The sequence below is a fragment of the Streptomyces sp. NPDC001020 genome (genome assembly GCF_053599115.1).
Genome location: NZ_JBSFLQ010000028.1, coordinates 46083 through 64480 on the forward strand (window position 1 = coordinate 46083; position 18398 = coordinate 64480).

At 69.6% G+C, this 18398-nt stretch carries 17 protein-coding genes and 2 pseudogenes; 9 read left to right on the top strand and 10 right to left on the bottom strand.

Annotated elements, in window-relative coordinates; all coding sequences use genetic code 11:
* Positions 1-2 precede the first annotated feature (2 nt).
* The gene (locus ACWDEX_RS24975; RefSeq protein WP_450466154.1) at positions 3-761 is read right to left on the bottom strand and encodes an alpha/beta fold hydrolase; all 759 of its coding nucleotides are present in this window, start codon (positions 759-761) and stop codon (positions 3-5) included.
* A gap of 118 nt (positions 762-879) precedes the next feature.
* Between ACWDEX_RS24975 and ACWDEX_RS24980 the strand changes: the two genes are divergently transcribed.
* Entirely contained in the window at positions 880-1413 is a 534-nt protein-coding gene (locus ACWDEX_RS24980) for a PadR family transcriptional regulator (RefSeq protein ID WP_450466156.1), read from the top strand.
* Here the strand turns inward: ACWDEX_RS24980 and ACWDEX_RS24985 are convergent.
* The gene (locus tag ACWDEX_RS24985; protein WP_450466157.1) at positions 1390-2295 is read right to left on the bottom strand and encodes an oxygenase MpaB family protein; all 906 of its coding nucleotides are present in this window, start codon (positions 2293-2295) and stop codon (positions 1390-1392) included. The genes ACWDEX_RS24980 and ACWDEX_RS24985 overlap by 24 nt on opposite strands.
* Positions 2296-2575: 280 nt before the next feature.
* Here ACWDEX_RS24985 and ACWDEX_RS24990 point away from each other — a divergent pair, with 280 nt between their 5' ends.
* Positions 2576-3418: a hypothetical protein gene (locus ACWDEX_RS24990; RefSeq protein WP_450466159.1), complete on the top strand. Its 843-nt coding sequence runs from the start codon at positions 2576-2578 to the stop codon at positions 3416-3418.
* 318 nt (positions 3419-3736) lie between these two features.
* Here the strand turns inward: ACWDEX_RS24990 and ACWDEX_RS24995 are convergent, their stop codons facing one another.
* Positions 3737-3919, bottom strand: a complete 183-nt coding sequence (locus ACWDEX_RS24995) for a hypothetical protein (RefSeq protein WP_388381048.1) — start codon at positions 3917-3919, stop codon at positions 3737-3739.
* A gap of 204 nt (positions 3920-4123) precedes the next feature.
* Positions 4124-5290, bottom strand: coding sequence for a xylose isomerase (gene xylA / locus ACWDEX_RS25000; protein WP_450466160.1), 1167 nt, complete (start codon positions 5288-5290; stop codon positions 4124-4126).
* Between the two features lie 197 nt (positions 5291-5487).
* Between xylA and xylB the strand changes: the two genes are divergently transcribed.
* The 5 genes and pseudogenes from xylB (at position 5488) to ACWDEX_RS25025 (ending at position 9750) form a co-directional block, all read left to right on the top strand.
* A complete protein-coding gene (gene xylB, locus ACWDEX_RS25005) occupies positions 5488-6933 on the top strand; it encodes a xylulokinase (RefSeq protein WP_450466162.1) in 1446 nt (481 codons plus the stop codon).
* A 17-nt stretch (positions 6934-6950) separates the two neighbouring features.
* A complete protein-coding gene (locus tag ACWDEX_RS25010; protein WP_450466163.1) occupies positions 6951-8159 on the top strand; it encodes an ROK family protein in 1209 nt (402 codons plus the stop codon).
* Positions 8160-8378: 219 nt separating this feature from the next.
* Complete coding sequence (locus ACWDEX_RS25015) at positions 8379-8681, top strand: hypothetical protein (protein WP_450466164.1); 303 nt, start codon at positions 8379-8381, stop codon at positions 8679-8681.
* Positions 8653-9073, top strand: a pseudogene (locus tag ACWDEX_RS25020) (acetamidase/formamidase family protein); the annotation flags it as partial. The gene ACWDEX_RS25015 and the pseudogene ACWDEX_RS25020, both read left to right, overlap by 29 nt.
* Positions 9074-9135: 62 nt before the next feature.
* Positions 9136-9750, top strand: coding sequence for an N-acetylmuramoyl-L-alanine amidase (locus ACWDEX_RS25025; RefSeq protein ID WP_450466215.1), 615 nt, complete (start codon positions 9136-9138; stop codon positions 9748-9750).
* A 683-nt stretch (positions 9751-10433) separates the two neighbouring features.
* Here ACWDEX_RS25025 and ACWDEX_RS25030 read toward each other — a convergent pair.
* Complete coding sequence (locus tag ACWDEX_RS25030) at positions 10434-10997, bottom strand: hypothetical protein (protein ID WP_450466166.1); 564 nt, start codon at positions 10995-10997, stop codon at positions 10434-10436.
* 849 nt (positions 10998-11846) lie between these two features.
* Here ACWDEX_RS25030 and ACWDEX_RS25035 point away from each other — a divergent pair.
* Positions 11847-12155, top strand: a pseudogene (locus ACWDEX_RS25035) (LLM class F420-dependent oxidoreductase); the annotation flags it as partial.
* 86 nt (positions 12156-12241) lie between these two features.
* Complete coding sequence (locus ACWDEX_RS25040) at positions 12242-12808, top strand: cysteine hydrolase family protein (protein WP_450466168.1); 567 nt, start codon at positions 12242-12244, stop codon at positions 12806-12808.
* A gap of 187 nt (positions 12809-12995) precedes the next feature.
* Here the strand turns inward: ACWDEX_RS25040 and ACWDEX_RS25045 are convergent, their stop codons facing one another.
* The 5 genes from ACWDEX_RS25045 to ACWDEX_RS25065 form a co-directional block, all read right to left on the bottom strand.
* Positions 12996-13889 (bottom strand): S41 family peptidase, encoded by an 894-nt coding sequence (locus ACWDEX_RS25045; RefSeq protein ID WP_450466170.1) that lies wholly within the window; start codon positions 13887-13889, stop codon positions 12996-12998.
* A 174-nt stretch (positions 13890-14063) separates the two neighbouring features.
* The gene (locus ACWDEX_RS25050) at positions 14064-15119 is read right to left on the bottom strand and encodes an ABC transporter substrate-binding protein (RefSeq protein ID WP_450466171.1); all 1056 of its coding nucleotides are present in this window, start codon (positions 15117-15119) and stop codon (positions 14064-14066) included.
* A gap of 193 nt (positions 15120-15312) precedes the next feature.
* Positions 15313-16200, bottom strand: a complete 888-nt coding sequence (locus ACWDEX_RS25055; RefSeq protein ID WP_450466172.1) for an ABC transporter ATP-binding protein — start codon at positions 16198-16200, stop codon at positions 15313-15315.
* Positions 16197-17351, bottom strand: coding sequence for a FecCD family ABC transporter permease (locus ACWDEX_RS25060; RefSeq protein ID WP_450466174.1), 1155 nt, complete (start codon positions 17349-17351; stop codon positions 16197-16199). Before ACWDEX_RS25060 ends, ACWDEX_RS25055 begins: the two co-directional genes overlap by 4 nt.
* The gene (locus ACWDEX_RS25065; RefSeq protein ID WP_450466175.1) at positions 17348-18349 is read right to left on the bottom strand and encodes a FecCD family ABC transporter permease; all 1002 of its coding nucleotides are present in this window, start codon (positions 18347-18349) and stop codon (positions 17348-17350) included. Before ACWDEX_RS25065 ends, ACWDEX_RS25060 begins: the two co-directional genes overlap by 4 nt.
* Positions 18350-18398 lie beyond the last annotated feature (49 nt).

Sequence of the window (18398 nt, forward strand, 5' to 3'; positions counted from 1 at the left end):
CCTCAGCCGCGCCCGACGATCTCGGCCACAAGGATGTCGGGATTGTCGAACATGATGTTGTGTCCCGCGCCTGGCACGGTCACCACGCGGACGCCTGCCGCCTCCAGACCCTGCCTGCCGTCGAGTGCACCGCTCAGTTCGCCCTGGAGGTAGACCCGCTCCACCGTCAGCGCCTCCAGCAGGCGGCGCATCGTGGGGTTCGTACCGCGCACCAGGCTCGTTGCCGTGCGGTGGAGGGCCAGAGGGTCGGCGAGGCGCATGGTGGCCGCCCAGGCGTGACCCACCTTCTCGAGTACGCGCGCGTGGCCACCGTGCTCGACGTACTCGTCCTCCGTGTACCGCGCGATACCGCTGCTGCCGGCGCCGACCGGCGGGTTCGGGTCGAGGTTGGCCTCCATGAGCACCAGCCGCGAGACGAGATCGGGCCGCCGGTCGGCGAGCACGATGGCGACGGAGCCGCCCATGCTGTGGGCGACGACTTCGGCACCGGTGACGGCAGCCTCGTCCAGTGCGGCGGCCAGCGCGTCGGCGTGGTCCTCCAGGGTGTAGCCGAAGTCGGCGGGGCGGTCGCTGATGCCGTGCCCGGGAAGATCGACGAAGAGGGTGCGTCGATGGGCGAGTTCGGGCCGCGCCGCGATGTGTGCGTGGTACACGGTCGAAGCCGCACCGAGCCCGTGCACGTAGACACGCGCGGGTTCCGCGCCTGCCGTCTCGGTCCAGCGGATCAGGCTTCCGCTGCCGTCGAACTCGGCCTGTCTCATGACCTCTCCTCCACGTTCCCGCCTTCGCGCTGCTCTCCACCGAGGGCACGTCGAAGCATACATCGAACCCGAGGTATTACGATCACGATGTACAGCGCGAGTGCGGCAGAATATGAGCATGCTGGAACTCGCCATCCTCGGTTTCCTGTACGACGCACCGCTGCATGGCTACGAGCTGCGTAAACGCATCACCGCCTTGACGGGGCACGTGCGACCCATCGCGGAGAGCACGCTGTACCCGGCGATCAAACGCCTGGAGAAGGCGGGGCTACTGGCACGGGCCACGCAGCCGGGCGCGGTGGCGGCCCCTCGCCATGTCCTCACCCTCACCGAGGAGGGCAGGCAGGAGCTGCGCCGCAGAGTCGCGGAACCGGCGCAGCGCGACATCACCGACGAGAACCGCTGGTTCACGGTGCTCGCCTTCCTCAGGCATCTGGAGGACCCGGCGGCGCAAGCCTCGGTCCTTCACCGACGGCTCGCCTTCCTCCAGGAACCCGCCAGCTTCTTCTACGAGGGCGACCGCCCGCTGCGCGCCGAAGAGCTGGACGACCCTTTCCGGCGCGGCATCCTCACGATCTCGCGGGCCACGAGCCGGGCGGAGTTGACCTGGCTGCGGTCGACGCTCGACTCACTCGACGGCAGCGGCCGGTGAGGTCCCCGCCCGGCGAACGGGGCAACCCTTGACGCCGGGGACCGGACGGGTACCCAGGCCGGCGATGCGATAGCCGTTCGGATAGCTCTTGATCTCCCAGTTCTGGCGTGCGAAGTGCGGGGCGCGGCGCGGGGGCATGAGGCGGACGAGACGACCACGGGCGCGGACCGCACGGCGCACCAACGCGCGCGTGGCGGAGCTCGGCTGCTCGTACCGGAAGGCCTTCAGCAACGGGGCGTCGAGCAGGGAACGCGTCGAGAGTCGCAGGAGGGGTGCGAGCGGGCGCGGATACCAGGAGGCCATCAGGTCCAGGGTCGCGTCGGACACGCGACGGGCTTCCGGGTCCCATGCGAAGTGGGTTTCCTCGTAGGCGTCGAGGTACGCCTCGAACTCCTCATACGTCCCGGGGATGTCCTTGATGCCCATGTGCCGCCCCAGGGTGCGGTAGTGCACGACGGAGGCGACGATCTCGTGCCGGGACAGCCTGCGCCATCCGTAGGCGTCGATCCACCGCCTGGGCACGACCACGAAGGTGCAGAGCACGTACCTCATGTCGTCGTTGCTGATGTCGTAGCTGCGGTGCATCTGATTGATGCGGCGGATCGCGGTGCGCCCCTCGTCGCTGTCGAAGCCGTGCTCGACGACCGTGTCGAGGAGCAGCGCGGTGTCGTCGTAGCGTTTCTGCGTACGGTCCGTGAGCTCCGCGGTCTCGGCGAGCAGCCGGCCGATGGCCGGGACCGCGTACGTGCGGTAGAGGGCCAGCTCAAGGGCACGGGTGTAGTCCCAGGGGAATTCGTAGGCGGTGCTGAGCCGGTAGATCTCAGCGGCGTCCCTCTCGGGGTCCATGCGCCGCATCTGCTCGAGTCGCTCGAAGCGCTTCACCGTACCCGTCCCCCTCCTACCACTGGACATGCAACTCTACGGCGAGGAAAGCAAAGCAGGGGCCGAGCGGGAGCACGACGAGTCGCCGCGTACGGTCACCCGCACGCCACTCGGCCTGGCCGCCGTCCGACGTCGCGTCACGCGCGGTCGTTCCGCCCCTGTCCGGCCGGACGTCCGCGAACGACCGAGTGTGTTCACCGCAGAGCAGGTGACACTCGTGACAACCAGCTCACAGGCGCATTAGGGTGCGCCGACAGGCGAACGCATGGGGGAGGGTGGCATGGTCGGGACGAGCGAAGGCGCCGTCACCGCCGAGGACGACGCGCTGTTTCTGCTGACGGCGGTTCTGCTGACGCCCGCGCAGTTTCCGAGCGTGCTGGGCGACGACTATCCGGAGGCCTGTGCGGCACTCGGTCTGCCACCCGTGGCCGACGGTTACGGCCTCGTGCTCGGGCAGGACGGCGCTGGTGCGCGCTGGACGGTGGTCACCGACGACGTCTCGCTGGTAGCCGTGGCCATCGCCTCCTGGGACTGCGGGATGGAGCACGAGCTGTCGCCCCACGAACGGACGATCGTCACCGCGCTGCCGGGGTGGCCACTGGCCGTGGCTGTCGCGGCGCCCGGCGTGCCCGCTCCGCACGATCCCGCGCCCGAAGTCACCGACCACGCACCGTTGGCCCCTCCCGACACCGACACCTGGGGTCCCGCGCAACGGCGCCTGGGAGCGGACGAGATCGCGCTCCAGTGGGCCCAGTGGCGTGAGCAGATCGACGACGCCGACTTCGCGCCCGCAGACAGCGGGGCGTCGGCCGGGAAGAGCGCGCAGACCCTGGAGGGCGAGGGCGTGAGCAACGTCCGGAGCACCGTGCACCGCGTCCTCACGGAGGCGCGGGCGTATATTGACACGCCCCCGCCGCCGGGCCGTGTCCGCTCCTCCTTCGCGCCCGGCGAGGCGCGTACCCTGCGCGCCGACGGGCCTGGCTGGTCCATGGTGGCCAGGACCGACGACATCGCGTTCGTCCTCCTCGACGAGAAACCCGGCGAGGTGCTGCCGGTGGGGCGGGGCGCGGAGTTGCCCGGACTCCTCGAGGCGCTCGCCAAGGTGGCGGTGCGCCCGGCGTGAAGCCGTGAGGGCGCTGCCCTGCGGTCGTCGACCGCGCTGGACAAGCTGAGCGACGGCCATCGCCGGCCGCGGGAACGCACCAGCCCAGGCCGTCGTCGCAGGCGGGACGGCAAGCTGTCGATCACCCTGCGCGGCGACCGGCCCGGATGCCTGCCAGCGATGGCCGCGGACTCGAATGCCGTACGCCTGCGCGAGCGGAGCAGGGCGAACAACCGGCCGCGGACCATGCCCTCAGCAGGCCCGCAGACGGCAATGCGATCGGCTCCCCACACAGACGGGGCCACGCCGGCGCGCAAGGGCCGCACCGGCCGGCCTTCCTCAGCGGCCGAGCTCCTTGCGCGCCACCCGGCGCAGCCTGCGCCGCTGCGACGGATCCAGGGTGAGGTACGCGGCCGTCGGGACTCCCAGCACGATCAGGAGAACGGCCCACCAGGGCAGCCAGATCCACAGGATGAGTCCGACCACCACTCCCCCGGTGGCGATCTTCGCGTTCTTCGACATGTGTCGCCTCCTTCGCGGCCACTGCCGCTCTCTGTGGTGAGAACGGGTGCGCGCCGCGCGCGGTTCCAGGCCGTGACCCTGATACGACCCTGATAGGCCCCTGAGACCGGGCCCTCACGCTGGTGCGGCTCACGATTCCCCCGGCATTCCGCGCAGAGGCCGACCCGCGCCGTGGCCGGCCCCTCGGCGAAGGTCCGTCGGCGATCAGCCGCGTGCGCCCAGCAGGTGGTCCATGGCCAGCTGGTCCAGGCGTTCGAAGGCCATTCCGCGTGTGGCGGCCGCCTCCACGTCGAACTCCTCGAAGGCGCTGCGGTCCGCGAGCAGGGCCTGAAGTCCGTCCGCGGCGGTCGGCTGTGCCAGCTGGTCCAGGCGGGAGGCGCGTAGGGCCTCCCGGACCTCCGGGTCCGCGCGGAAGGCGGCCGAACGCTCCTTCAGGATGAGGTAGTTACGCATGCAGCCCGCGGCCGATGCCCAGACGCCGTCGAGATCCTCGGTCCGCGGCGGCTTGAAGTCGAAGTGGCGCGGTCCGCTGTAGCCGGCGCCCTCCAGGAGGTCGACCAGCCAGAACGCGGCGCGCAGATCACCCGCCCCGAAGCGCAGGTCCTGGTCGTACTTGATGCCGGACTGGCCGTTGAGGTCGATGTGGAAGAGCTTGCCCGCCCATAGTGCCTGGGCGATGCTGTGCGGGAAGTTCAGCCCGGCCATCTGCTCGTGCCCCACCTCGGGGTTGACGCCGTACAGCTCCGGGCGCTCCAGCCGCTCGATGAAGGCCAGGGCATGGCCCACCGTGGGCAGCAGGATGTCACCACGCGGCTCGTTGGGCTTGGGCTCGATGGCGAAGCGCAGGTCGTAGCCCTGGGAGGTGACGTGCTCGCCGAGGAGGTCGAAGGCCTCCTTCATGCGGTCGAGAGCGACGCGCACGTCCTTGGCCGCACCGGACTCGGCGCCTTCCCGGCCGCCCCAAGCGACGTACGTCTTCGCACCCAGTTCCACCGCCAGGTCGATGTTCCGGATGGTCTTGCGCAGGGCGTAGCGACGCACGTCCCGGTCGTTGGCGGTGAAGGCGCCGTCCTTGAAGACGGGGTGCGTGAAGAGGTTGGTGGTGGCCATCGGCACGGTCATCCCAGCCGCTTCGAGGGCCTGCCGGAAGCGCTTGATGTGCGCCTCGCGCTCACTGTCCGAGGATCCGAAGGGGATCAGGTCGTCGTCGTGGAAGGTCACTCCGTGGGCCCCGAGTTCGGCAAGGCGCTGCACCGTCTCGACCGGGTCCAGGGCGCGCCGGGTGGCGTCGCCGAACGGGTCCCTCCCCTGCCAGCCGACAGTCCACAGGCCGAAGGTGAACCTGTCCTCGGGGGTTGGCTGATAGTTCATGCCGCGGCTCCTTGTTCGCTGAAGACCATTTCGTAAGCGCGCTTAACAAATTAGTATGCAGAGGCATCTCTGGGAAGAGTCGACGTGTCCCATTCGGAGACTTCGTACGGTGCCGATGAGTGCGCGCCGGGCCGCGGCGGCCCGGGACACACCCGCCAACAGGCCAGAATCGCGAGCCGCGGAAAAGGGAGAGCCCAATGTCAGCAGCCGGGGGTCCACTCGTCGTCGGGGTGGATTCATCCACCCAGTCCACCAAGGCCCTGGTCGTCGAAGCGTCGACCGGTGAGGTGGTGGCGAGCGGCCAGGCGCCGCACACCGTCTCCTCGGGCGCGGGCCGCGAGAGCGATCCGCGCCAGTGGTGGGACGCCCTGTGCGATGCCCTGAACCAGTGCGGCGAGGCGGCACACGAGGCCGCCGCGGTGTCGATCGGCGGCCAGCAGCACGGCCTGGTCACCCTGGACACGCAGGGCGACCCGGTGCGCCCCGCCCTGCTGTGGAACGACGTGCGGTCGGCACCGCAGGCCCGCCGCCTGGTGGACGAACTCGGCGGCCCCAAGGCCTGGGCGGAACGCACCGGAAGCGTGCCCGGCCCCTCCTTCACGGTGACGAAGTGGGCCTGGCTTGCCGAGAACGAGCCGGAAGCCGTCCGCGCGACCGCGGCCGTGCGGCTGCCCCACGACTATCTGACCGAGCGCCTGACGGGACAGGGCACGACCGACCGTGGCGACACCTCCGGCACCGGCTGGTGGGCGTCGGCGACGGAGTCGTACGACGAGGAGATCCTCGCGCGCGTGGGCCTCGACCCGGCCCTGCTGCCGCGTGTGGTGCGGCCCGGAGAAGTGGCCGGCACCGTGCGTGACACCCATGACCTCCCCTTCTCCAAGGGCACCCTGGTCGCGCCTGGCACCGGCGACAACGCGGCCGCCGCGCTGGGCCTCGGACTGAGGCCCAGCGCTCCGGTGCTGAGCCTTGGCACCTCCGGCACGGTGTACGCGGTCGCGAAGCGGCGCCCCACCGACCCGACCGGGACCGTGGCGGGCTTCGCGGACGCCCACGGCGACTGGCTGCCGCTGGCCTGCACCCTGAACTGCACGCTCGCCGTCGACCGGATCGCCGCCCTGCTGGGCCTCGACCGCGAGGCCGTCGAACCGGGCACCGGCGTGACGCTGCTCCCCTACCTCGACGGCGAGCGCACCCCCGCACTGCCGCACGCCTCGGGGCTGCTGCACGGCCTGCGGCACGACACGACGGCCGGACAGCTGCTGCAGTCGGCGTACGACGGGGCGGTGCACGCGCTGCTCGGCGCTCTCGATCTGGTGCTCGACGCGGACGCGGACCGTACGGCTCCGCTACTGCTCATCGGCGGCGGGGCACAGGGCAGGGCCTGGCAGGAGACAGTGCGACGGCTTTCGGGGCGTGCTGTCCAGGTGCCGGTGGCCAAGGAACTGGTCGCACTGGGGGCCGCCGCACAGGCCGCCGGACTGCTCACGGGCGAGGACCCGGCCGCCGTCGCCCGGCGCTGGGGCACTGCTCGCGGGCCGGTGCTGGAGGCCGTGGAGCGGGACGAGGCGACACTGGCGAGGATCACCGGGGTACTCTCCGACGCGGCGCCGCTGTTGGAGCGAGAGCCGGACCGGCGCTGACGAGATCCGGGGGAAGCATGACCACACCACTGCACGAGGTCCATCCGTCGAGCCCCGGCCGTCGGCTGCCCGACACCCAGCAGGGCATACGGCGCCGCAATCTGGCACGGGTCATGCACACCGTGAACGCCGAGGGGCCACTGTCGCGTGCCGCGGTCGCCTCGAGGGTCGGGCTGACCCGGGCGGCGATCTCCACGCTGGTGGATGAACTGATCCGTTCGGGCCTGCTCGAGGAGCTGGGGCCGGAGCGTCCCGGCCGGGTGGGGCGCCCGGGGTCCGCCCTGGCCGTCAGCGGACGTGGTCCGGCCGGGATCGGCGCGGAGATCGGCGTCGACCACCTCGCGGTGTGCGCGGTCGATCTGCGTGGCGCCGTACGGGCCCGGGCGGTGCGGCACGGCACGAACCGCGGCCGTCCGCCGCAGCCGGTGCTCGCCGAACTGACCGCCCTGGTAGAGCAGGTCATTACGGAGGCGGAACCGGAGGGGCTGTGGCCGGCGGGTCTCGCTGTCGCGGTGCCCGGTCTGGTCGCGCATGACACCCGCACCGTGGTCCGCGCGCCCAACCTCGGCTGGCACGACGTCGACCTCGGCGCACTCCTGCCTGCCGAGCTGCCGCTGACCGTGGACAACGAGGCGAACTTCGGCTCGCTCGCGGAACTCTGGCTGGGGGACGACACGCTGCTCGACTTCCTGCATGTCTCGGCGGAGATCGGCATCGGTGGCGCGGTCGTCGTGGACGGGCGGCTGCTGCGCGGGACGCGCGGATTCGCGGGCGAGCTGGGGCATGTGCCGGTGCGCCCGGAAGGACCCGAGTGCGCATGCGGCGGGCGCGGTTGTCTGGAGCAGTACGCCGGTGTGGAAGCGGTGCTGCGTGCGGCCGGGCTGCCTCCCGGAAATGACCGAGTCGAGCTGCTGGCCGAGCGCGCCGCACAGGGCGACAAGGAGGTACGCCGCGCCCTTCGCGGCGCCGGAGCCGCGCTCGGTATCGCATTGACCGGGGCGGTGAATCTGCTGGATCCGCAGGCGGTGGTACTCGGCGGCGCGTTGGCCGCTCTCGCTCCCTGGCTCCTGCCGTCACTGGAGCGGGAGTTGGCACAGAGGTCGGCCGGACGAGCCTGTGCGGTGAGCGTCTCGCGGCTGGGACCGGAGGGACCTCTGCTCGGCGCCGCGCACTCGGTGGTGCGGACGGTGCTCGACGATCCCGCGGCGGTGGCGAGGCGGCCGTAGCGGCTTGGGCTCCGTCCGCCTTCGCTCAATGACGCCTGTCCAGGGCTGCTTCCACTCGCCCGAGTGACGGAGTTGTCCACAGTCCCACCCTTGTCCGCCGAGGACGTCGCGCCCCTCCTGCCCAACCGCCCGGCGCCGTACCGTGATGCACACGTGGCGCAGCCGTCGGGCACGGCTGTGTGCGGTCGCATCGGGGGGAAGCATGGCGGGAGAGACTGCTTGGGGCTGCGGCGCGAGGCCATCGGTCTGCGCGAGGTCTTGTACCAGAGCATCACGGCAATGGCGTCGGCCGCAGCGGTCGCGGCGTCCATTCCCTCGGGCGCGGCGTTCGCGGGCGGCAGCATGCCGCTCTCGGTGCTCGTCGCCCTGGTGGCCTGTCTGTTCACCGCGTCCTGCGTGGCCGAACCGGCGCGGCGACCACCGGCCGCGGGCTCGGTGGCGACCTATGCGGCGCAGGGGCTGCATCCGGCCGTCGGCTTCCTCGTCGGCTGGCGTCGAGGGCGGGCTGATCAGTCTGGGTGACGGGCACGCCCGACAGGGTGAGGGCGAGACCTGCGGAGTCGCCGTCGAGTGCGCGATGAACACCGTGGTGATCGTCGAACTACTCAAGGGGATCGCCACACCCTGGCCGCGTGTCGAGTCCGACACGCACATCATCTCGACGGGCTCGGTGCGCCGTCTGGAGGACGCTTTCCGGGTATCACAGCGACCTGGTGCAGTGGCTGGTGCGCGATTACGGATTCAGCGAGCTGGACGCCTGTCAGTTCACCACCCAAGTGGTCGAGTCACCACCGGCCAACGTCTGCCACACCAACTACACCTGCGTGGCCGAGTTCCGCAAAGAGTGGCTGCCCGCACGCGAGACTCACCGGGGAATCCACTCCCAGCTGCGCACAACAGCGGTCGCGTTGAGGCGTTGCGTACACGACAGACAAGGCAGAGGACCCAGAACTTCTCCATGGAAGGCACTTTCTCCATGCAAAACCCCAATTCGCGGCGAGATAGACCGCTCGCGAGCAGGCGTGGGCTACTGAAGGGCGCGGCTTTCGCCGCGATTCCCTATGCGCTTCTCCCCTCGACACCGGCAAACGCCCGACCCCGGGTCGTCGACCATCGCTACGCGGACTGGATGGCAGCGGATCCGTCCAATTACACAGCCTCCGAGCGGCCCCTGACCTGTCCGATCGACTTCGTCGTCATCCACGTGACGCAGGCGTCGTACACGAGCACACTGGGCACCTTCGCGAACCCGAGCAAAAGGGTGTCCGCCCATTACGTCGTCAGGTCGGCGGACGGGCACATCTCACAGTGTGTCCGTGAGCGCGACATCGCCTGGCACGCGGGCAACTGGGACTACAACACGCGCAGCGTCGGTATCGAACACGAAGGGTGGGTGGACCGGCCCGGGTACTTCACGGACGCTCTTTACGCGAAGTCCGCCAAGCTCACGGCGGCGATCTGCACCAGGCACGGCATCCCCAAGGACCGGGCGCACATCATCGGACACTTCGAGGTCCCGGGGACCGACCACACCGATCCGGGGCCGAACTGGGACTGGAGGCGCTATCTGAGGCTCGTCAACGACGTCTGATCGGATGGCACCGACCAGCAGTGAGGGTGGTGCGCAGCCGACGGGCGGTGGTCGGGGAGACCCTCACCGGCCCTGTTTCGGGGAGGAGTGGTCCAGCCCGTCACCGGCGCCCCGCGAAGAGTGATGAGGTTCTTGACGGCATCGCTGTCCGGGAGGACTGATGGACCGATCAGGGAGTGGCTCTGGAGACGAGTGAATCCCACCGAATGGGTGAGAGAGCCGCACCGGGGCCTTCCGGGAATACCGCCGCGCGGCCCATACCCGGAGAGGGCGGGTGGGGCGACACGAGACACAGCGCCGGCAATCCGCAGCCGGGCCACCATGCCCCCGGTGACGCGCTGCTGAGCGAAGACATGCGCCAGGCCTCCCGAAACGCGCACAAGAGTTTCCGAACTGAGGTGTTGCCTGACCAAACGCCCCTCTGGCATCGACCGGGGCAACGAGAGGAGACGCGATCCCCTACTCGACGGCTTCGTCGGCGTCCTGCCTCTGACCAGCCGTTCCGAGGCTTCAGACCCAGAGAGCGCTTAGCTCAAGACGCCCCTCCGTATGCTCTCGACACGCGGGGGATTCAGTAAAGGTTTAGCGTGGGGTGCGGGGCATCGATCGGGGAGACAGACCGGAACCCCGGCCCGATTCCGGCGGGCCGGGGTTCTCGTTCTCTACCTCACAGGTGGGATCGGTCAGTCCCTGTCGAAGTCGCCGCCACCACCCTTGCCCTCGTGGTGACGCTTGATCACTCGGAAGCTGCCCACCACACCGTGCTTGACCTTCACACCACCCCGGACGTGGTGCGGACGCAGCCCGTCCGCCTGGCTCCAGGGGCCGACGACGGCGATGGGAGCACCGTTGTCGCAGGTGGCGCCGCTGAAGACCTCCACGGTCTTCTTGCTGTCGTTGATGACGTTGAAGCTCTTGGAGCCGAGGCCGCTGACCACGACGACGCAGCCGTCCGGGATGGCCGGAAACTCACGCTCGTTGACGCGGATCTTGCCGATGAAGTGGTGCCGCTTCTCGTGCTCCTGGCCCTCCTCCTCGTGCTCGCGGCCCTCATTGCCCTTGCCCTCGTAACCCTTTCCGGATTCGCCGCCACCCTGGAGGGCGGAGGCGGGGGCGGCGATGGCCTGCTGGGCGACCGGAGCCGCCTGAGCCGGCTCGGAGGCCGCGGAGGCGTAGGTGATGCCCGTGGCCGCCAGCGCCGCGGCAGCCGCGATTGCGGCAGTAACAGCGGTGGAACGCGTTGCCATGTCACTTCTCCTGTCTGAGAGACGTCGGCTGTAAGCCGATGCGAGATTGAACGTACAGATGATCTCAACACGTGTCATATCCGACATACCGAAAATATGAGGAACAATCCGATTGGCCTAACTTCGTGGTTGACGCCCTGTCACCCGGCCCGTGCGGACTAGCGCCCGAGTGCCACTGTCGGGATGCCGGAGTCCATGGCGTGGGAGGCCGCTCGGCGACGCCGGAAGCGCCGGGCACCCAGCCGCCGACGTGGCCCTTACCTCTTGCAGCCGGACGGTGGCAGGAGGCGCGCCACAAGGAGCCGGCCTCCCACAGACGGCGGAACGGCCCCGCCTCGGCCACTCCGACGCGACGGGCGAACGCTGCGCCTCTTTTACGTCTCGAATCCGTACGGGATATCAAGTGCTCACAAACGAAGCGAGGTTGGGCGCTGTCGGGGCGCTTGCGCTCCATCGCCGTCGTCATGCCCGCCGCCCATGGACTGCCGCCAACCGATCGAGCAGCACGAGCCGCCAGACGACAGGGCTTCATCCGCTCGGAAGCTGCGGACAATCAGAATTCAGAATCAGGACCGGCGAAGTAGCTTCGTCTTCAAAGGCGTTGGTGAACGCAGACCGATCGGGCGCGGTTCCCGCTACCGCGTCGCTCGGTGCGCAACTCATCGAGGAGCACAGTTCGGCGTGGAATACACCGTACCCAGCGCCTGTTGGGCTTTGCCGTGATCTATGCCAGTCATGCGACGCATAGGCAGGCGAGATACGGAGGGATCGGACCCGATGGGTGATGAAGCGCGCGCGGACCGCGGAGGTCCCGTGAAAGAGGCTGTCGGACGGTACGGCATCTGGAGCGTGCTGGACACGGATCCGGACAGCGCCCGGACCAAAGCCCGCAACAGTCTTGCCCTCTACCTGGGACTGCCCAACTACACGAAATCGCTTCGACAGTTCGGCTTCACTGACGACGACTTCATGGACGGTGGCAGCGACCGCCTGGTCGACGCGTTGTTCGCCTGGGGCGACGACGACCGGATCCGAGAACGGATAGAGGCCTTCCGTGCGGCTGGTGCGGACCACGTGGCCCTCCAGCTGGTCGACGACCAATCACGCGACTCCCTGCCACGCGCAGCTTGGCGGCGCCTGGCCGACCTGCTGCGCTGAGACCGGACCGCGAGAGGCAGGCCGCTGTCAGTGGCCCCGCCTAAGGTGGAGCCACACAGATTCCGCAGCGAGAAACAGGAGTTCCCATGACGACCCTGCCCGATCGGCCGAACACCGCGCTGCTCGTCATCGACGTCCAGAACGGGGTGGTGGCGGGCGCCCCCAACCGCGACGGCGTGATCGCGAACATCAACACCCTGATCGACAAGGCTCGTACGGAGGACGTGCCGGTGGTCTGGGTGCAGCATTCCGACGACGGGCTCAAGCAGGGCACCGAGGAGTGGCAGTACGTGCCGGAACTGGTGCGCCGCGACGCGGAACCCCTCGTCCACAAGCTCTACGGCGACTCGTTCGAGGACACGGAGTTGGAGGAGGTACTCGCCGAGCTTGGGGTCGGCAGCCTCGTCGTCACAGGCGCCCAGACCGACGCGTGCATCCGCTCGACCCTCCACGGCGCCTTGGTACGCGGGTACGACGTGACCCTGGTCGGCGACGCGCACACGACGGAGGACCGCACCGACTACGGCGCGCCGACCCCGCAGCAGGTGATCGCGCACACCAACCTCTACTGGAAGTGGCAGAGCGCACCCGGGCGCCGTGGGTCGACCGTCGACACGACTGAAGTGATCTTCACGGCGAATGATGCGGGCTGAGCAGAGCACCGGCCACTGAAGCAAAGGGGCCGGCGCACGCATCGACGTGCACCGGCCGGCGCCGCTCATGGATGACCTTGCCGAGGGACTCGAACAGCGCGCCAATGCCGGCTGACTCTCGGCCTACGGATCAGTGACCAACGGTCGTTGACGATCCGTGCGCTGTCTCGTCGCGTACGGCGTGCGCCTACGTGCCCAGACGTGTCCGTGCGGCCTTGAGTGCTGTGTCAAGTGCCTGGTCCGCCGGGACGGGTACGTCGGGGACCACTCCGACGCCTTCCCAGTTGGTGCCGGTGACGCTGTTGACCGTCCGCGCGGTCGGCACGGTCACGAGGATGTGTTCGGTGACCACATGGCGATCCGTCGGGTGCGCGCCGCCACGTGTCGTCTCGCCGACGAGGACAGCTCGGCCGTGCGCCTGAAGGGTGTACGCCACGTCCTCGCCCCCCGAGAACGTGATCGCACTGGTGAGCACATAGACGGGCCGGTCAGCGTAGCGCGGTGCGGGCAGATGCGCGATGGTCCAGAACTGCCGTGTGACGCCGGTGGTCCGCTCGTAGATGTCGTTGAGGTGCACCTGGTCGTCATGGAAGAAGTAGCTGCACCACATCGCGGCTCCTTCCGGTGCCCCACCGCGGCATTCTCGGAGGTCCAGGACGAGCGCGGAGCTGTGCGCGGCCAGTTGCATAGCCGCGCCGATAGCAGCGCCACCCTCGTCGGCGGAGGCTATGTGCCGGATGTCGATGAGCCCGATGTTCCCGTCCAGGTGCTCGACACGGCGAATACCCTGGTTCTCCGCTCTGAGCAGCGCGAGAAACGCGGCCCGCCCCTTGTCCTCGTCCTCCGGCTCCAGCGACTGCGGCCGCTCCGTCCAGAGCAGCCGCAGATGCTTGTCCGGGCACACCTGCTGAAGGTGGGTGGTCACCGTCTCACAGAGGGCCGGCCCGTCCAGGCCGTCGTACTCGCCTGCCGCGAGGCGGCGCCGTATCGCGGCGTCGATGTCCACGACCTTCTCAGGAAAGACATACCCTGCCCCGATCCGATCCAGAGCTCGCCCGACTACCTGTTCGTTTGTCAGCATGGCGGTCGATGCTAGTACCCCAACCGGCAACGTCTGCCCTGTCGCGACGCCCGTTCACGCAGCCGGTTGGCACTTGTGGGGGGACCGGGGCGCGCTGACGCGCCCCGGTCTGTCGACACCCGCTCGTGGCCGGGCCGGGAGGCACCCTCATCAGGCGTGCCTCCTCGCCGGGGCCTACTTGGTGAGGTGCTCTTCCAGGTCTGCGAGCACTTCCTCGGCGGCCGTCACGCCGAGGCCGAGGTACCAGGTCTCGTCCGGGACGTCGTAAGCGTGCCCCGCCTTGACGGCGCCGAGGTTCTTCCAGAGCGGGTTGTTCTGCGCCTTGGACTTGTCGGTGGCCTTCGGATCCCCGTAGACGCCGGTGAAAACGTAGTCGGCGTCCGCTTGGTCGATGTTCTCGGCGCTGACCTCGGCGGCAAGGTCGTCGACGTCCTGGTTCTTCGGCCGAGGGACACCGGCGTCCTTCAGGATCGTGCCGATGAACGAGGCGTTGGCGTACAGGCGGATGACGCCGTCGGGCAGGTAACGGACCATCGATACGGTCGGTTTGTCGGCGCCGAGCTTCTTACTGAGGTCCCTTGCCCTCTCCTCATAGGTCGCGAGCTTCTGCTTCGCCTGCTCCGTCTTGTCGAGAGCGGCGGCGTTGAGCAAGTAGTTCTCCTTCCAGGTGAAGCCGGGGCGGATGGAGAAGACGGTCGGCGCGATCTGTGACAGCTCGTCGTACTTGTCAGCGGCGCGGAGCTGGCTGCCGAGGATGAGGTCGGGCTTGAGCGCGGCGATCGCCTCCAGGTTGAGGTTGTTGATCGTGCCGACGTTCTTCGGGGTGCCCGCGTCCTTCTTCAGGTACGACGGAAGTTCGGGGGATCCCTCGGTGGGCGCGAGACCGACCGGCTTGATACCCAGGGACACGACGTTGTCGAGTTCACCGACATCGAGGACCACCACGCGCTTGGGCTGGGCCCTCAGTTCGGTCTTGCCCATGGCGTGGGTGACGGTGCGGGGCCACTCGCCCGGCGCCGCGTCGGTGCCCATCGCGGCAGTTTTCTTCGCCGCGTCCCCGAAGCCCTCCCCGCCCTGGGCGACGGACTTCTTGCCGCCCGCCCCGGCCTCGGCCGAGGGTTTGCCGCTCGTACCCTCGCCACCGGTGGAGGAGCCGCCGCAGGCCGTCAAGGCGAATGCGGCGGCGAGAGTGAGGGCTGCGGCGGCGGTGCCGCGGCGTCCGACAGACATGAGGGAGGACTCCCGTCGTGAGAGGACCAAGGAAACGCGGGCAACACCGAGGGCAGGAGCCCAGGAAACCCACGCAAGTTAGGTAAGGTTTACCTTATTAAAGCCACATGTCCCTGACGCATTCGGAGTGTGTGCTTCCGGTCACATGTCGCCGCAACAGCTCGTTCCTGTCGGGCAGTCGGCAGTCCCCGGGTCATCGGGCGGCCTCCCGCGCCGCCGGGGCGGTCACGTCCCCGCTCACCTCCTCACCCGCGCCCGTGCCGTCCGGCGAACGCAACGGGCCGGGTACCACCATGGGGCCGCCCGTGACCGGGTCCGGCACGACGACCGACGCGAGCCCGAACACCTCCTGCACCAGTTCGGCGGTGACGATGTCGCCGGGCGACCCCTGCGCGACAATCCTCCCCGCCCGCATGGCTATCAGATGGTCGGCGTAACGCGCCGCCTGGTTCAGGTCGTGCAGGACCGCGACCACCGTCCGGCCGCGTTCCCGGTTGAGTTGGCGTACCAGGTCCAGGACGTCCACCTGGTGGGCGATGTCCAGATACGTCGTCGGCTCGTCGAGCAGCAGCAGATCGGTGTCCTGGGCGAGCGCCATGGCGATCCACACCCGCTGGCGCTGCCCGCCCGACAGTTCGTCGACCGGGCGCTCGGCGAGATCGGCGGTCCCGGTGCGTTCCATCGCCTCCGAAACGGACGTCTCATCCGTCTCGGACCACTGCTGCCACCACTTCTGGTGCGGCTGGCGCCCGCGCGCGATCAGATCCCCGACCGTGATCCCCTCCGGCGGCACCGGGGTCTGCGGCAGCAGCCCGATCGTCTGGGCGATCCTTTTGGTGGACAGGCGGGCCAGTTCGGCCCCATCCAGCAGGACGGCCCCGCGCCGCGGCTTCAGCAATCGGCCCAGGGCGCGCAACAGGGTGGACTTGCCACAGGCGTTGGGGCCCACGATGACGGTGACCTTGCCGTCCGGGACGTCCAGGTCCAGCTCCTCGACGACCGTACGGTCCTCATAGGCGAGGGTGAGACCCCGTGCGGCGAGACGGGAAGGCCCCGGGGCGGTTGGATGGTTGCCGGTCACGCGGTTCCTCCGGAACGGCTGCTACGGGTACGGACGATCAGCCACATCAGGCAGGGGGCACCCACCAGGGCGGTGAACACGCCGACCGGAAGCTCCAGCGGCGAGAGGAGCCTGCGGGCCAGCAGATCCCCGACGACCACGATCAGCGCGCCCATCAGCGCGGAACACACCAGCGGAATGTGCGGGGCACGGGTGAGGCGGCGGGCGATCTGCGGGGCGAGCAGGGCCACGAAGTCGACAGGGCCCGCCGCCCCGGTCGCGACGGACGCCAGCACGACGCCGAGGACACTGAGCCCGACCCGGACCCGGCCGAGCCGGATACCGAGGGCGACGGCCGTGTCGTCGTCGAAGGCTGAGCCACGCTGCGCGCGGGCCGCCCACAGCAGGAACGGCACCAGCAGCACCAGGACCGTCGCAAGCGGTGCGGCCTGGTCGTAACCGCGGCCGTTGAGCGACCCGGTGAGCCAGGTCTTGGCCTGCTGGGCGACCAGATAGTCGCCCTTGGTCACCAGCAGTCGGGTCAGCGAACCGAGCGCCACCGAGATGCCGATGCCGATCAGGACGAAACGGGAGGCGGCCAACCCGCCCCGCCAGGCGAACAGATAGACGAGCAGCGCGGCGAGCAGACCACCGGCCACGGACACATAGGGCAGAACGGCGTACGAGGTGAGACCGAACGTCATCGCGGCGACCGTCGCCGCACCCGCGCCGTGCGTGACGCCGATGACGTCCGGACTGGCGAGCGGGTTGCGGGCCATGGTCTGGATCAGCGCGCCTGACAGGCCGAAGGCGATGCCCACCAGCAGCCCGGTCACCAGACGTGGCAGCCGCAGCGTGCCGACCACCAGTCGGTCGGGGCTGGGCAGTCCCAGGAGGACGCGAACCACCTCGCTCGGGGCGACGAATGACTCACCGACACACAGCGACGCCACCACGGCAACCGCGAGCAGCGCGGTGAGGACGGCCCCCACCACCAGGGACCTGCGGTGCACCAGGAAGCTGCCCTGCCCGGCCCGGAGCACGGCATGCCCGACGGGCCGGCCACGCGGACGCCCGCCTCCGGTGGCGCCGACGGCGTTGTGTCCACCCCACCCCGCGCGCCGTACCTGCTCCGGGCGCGTCGCGCGCACCTCCTGGCCGTTCCTCGTCATGCCGCCACCGCCTTCCGTCGGACCAGCACGACCAGAAACGGCACACCGGCCAGCGCGGTCATCACGGCCACGGGCACCTCCGCGGGCCGCACCACGACCCGTCCCAGAACGTCCGCCAGCAGCAGCATCACCGGCCCGAGCAGCGCGGCCACCGGCAACAGCCAGCGATGGCCCGGCCCGACGAGGGCACGGGCCATGTGCGGCACGGCGAGACCGATGAAGGCGATGGGGCCGGCCGCGGCGACGGCGGCGCCGGTCAGGACCGTCGCGCCCAGAGCGCCGGTCGCTCGCAGCAGCGCGACGTTGCGACCGAGGCCCCGGGCGATGTCGTCGCCGAGCGCGAGCGCGTCGAGGCCGCGCGCCATGGCCAGCACCAGCAGCAGGCCGGCGAGGAGGAACGGCCAGACCTGCCCGGCGATCGTGGCGTCCCGGCCGCTGATCGAACCGACGTCCCAGAACCGGAACTCGTCCAGGGCACGTGCGTTGGTGGTGAGAACGGCCGAGATCAGCGCGGCGAGAAACGCGTTCATCGCGGCACCCGCCAGCGCCAGCTTGACGGGCGAGGCCCCACCTCGTCCTCTGCTGGCGACGGCGTAGATCAGGACCGCCGCAACGCCCGCGCCCACGAACGCGTACCAGACGTACCCCCGCAGACTGTGCACCCCGAGAAAGGCGATGGCACAGACGACGCCCATCGACGCCCCCTGGCTGATACCCAGGATGCCGGGCTCCGCGATGGAGTTCCGGGTAATCCCCTGCAGAACCGTGCCGGCGACAGCGAGCGCGGCCCCGACCATCACCCCGATGACCGTCCGTGGCACTCGCAACGACCGTACGACCTGCGCGTCGGTGCTGGTCCCGCCGTGCAGCAGGGCATCCCAGACCACGGAGGGTGCGACCGCGCGACTGCCCACCGCGAGACTGAGCAGCACCGCCAGCAACAACAGGAGAAGGGTGGCGGTCAGCCACCCGAAGCGGCGCCTTGCGACTCCTGACATGAACCCTTCCCCGCATCACTTAGCTAAGGCTTGCCTAAGCGTACGCGGT

Excerpts from the sequence above, each read along its gene's own strand:
- ACWDEX_RS24975 (WP_450466154.1), bottom strand. The coding sequence starts at position 761 with ATGAGACAGGCCGAGTTCGACGGCAGCGGAAGCCTGATCCGCTGGACC.
- ACWDEX_RS24980 (WP_450466156.1), top strand. The coding sequence starts at position 880 with ATGCTGGAACTCGCCATCCTCGGTTTCCTGTACGACGCACCGCTGCAT.
- ACWDEX_RS24990 (WP_450466159.1), top strand. The coding sequence starts at position 2,576 with ATGGTCGGGACGAGCGAAGGCGCCGTCACCGCCGAGGACGACGCGCTG.
- ACWDEX_RS24995 (WP_388381048.1), bottom strand. The coding sequence starts at position 3,919 with ATGTCGAAGAACGCGAAGATCGCCACCGGGGGAGTGGTGGTCGGACTC.
- xylA (WP_450466160.1), bottom strand. The coding sequence starts at position 5,290 with ATGAACTATCAGCCAACCCCCGAGGACAGGTTCACCTTCGGCCTGTGG.
- xylB (WP_450466162.1), top strand. The coding sequence starts at position 5,488 with ATGTCAGCAGCCGGGGGTCCACTCGTCGTCGGGGTGGATTCATCCACC.
- ACWDEX_RS25010 (WP_450466163.1), top strand. The coding sequence starts at position 6,951 with ATGACCACACCACTGCACGAGGTCCATCCGTCGAGCCCCGGCCGTCGG.
- ACWDEX_RS25025 (WP_450466215.1), top strand. The coding sequence starts at position 9,136 with ATGCAAAACCCCAATTCGCGGCGAGATAGACCGCTCGCGAGCAGGCGT.
- ACWDEX_RS25030 (WP_450466166.1), bottom strand. The coding sequence starts at position 10,997 with ATGGCAACGCGTTCCACCGCTGTTACTGCCGCAATCGCGGCTGCCGCG.
- ACWDEX_RS25040 (WP_450466168.1), top strand. The coding sequence starts at position 12,242 with ATGACGACCCTGCCCGATCGGCCGAACACCGCGCTGCTCGTCATCGAC.
- ACWDEX_RS25045 (WP_450466170.1), bottom strand. The coding sequence starts at position 13,889 with ATGCTGACAAACGAACAGGTAGTCGGGCGAGCTCTGGATCGGATCGGG.
- ACWDEX_RS25050 (WP_450466171.1), bottom strand. The coding sequence starts at position 15,119 with ATGTCTGTCGGACGCCGCGGCACCGCCGCCGCAGCCCTCACTCTCGCC.
- ACWDEX_RS25060 (WP_450466174.1), bottom strand. The coding sequence starts at position 17,351 with ATGACGAGGAACGGCCAGGAGGTGCGCGCGACGCGCCCGGAGCAGGTA.
- ACWDEX_RS25065 (WP_450466175.1), bottom strand. The coding sequence starts at position 18,349 with ATGTCAGGAGTCGCAAGGCGCCGCTTCGGGTGGCTGACCGCCACCCTT.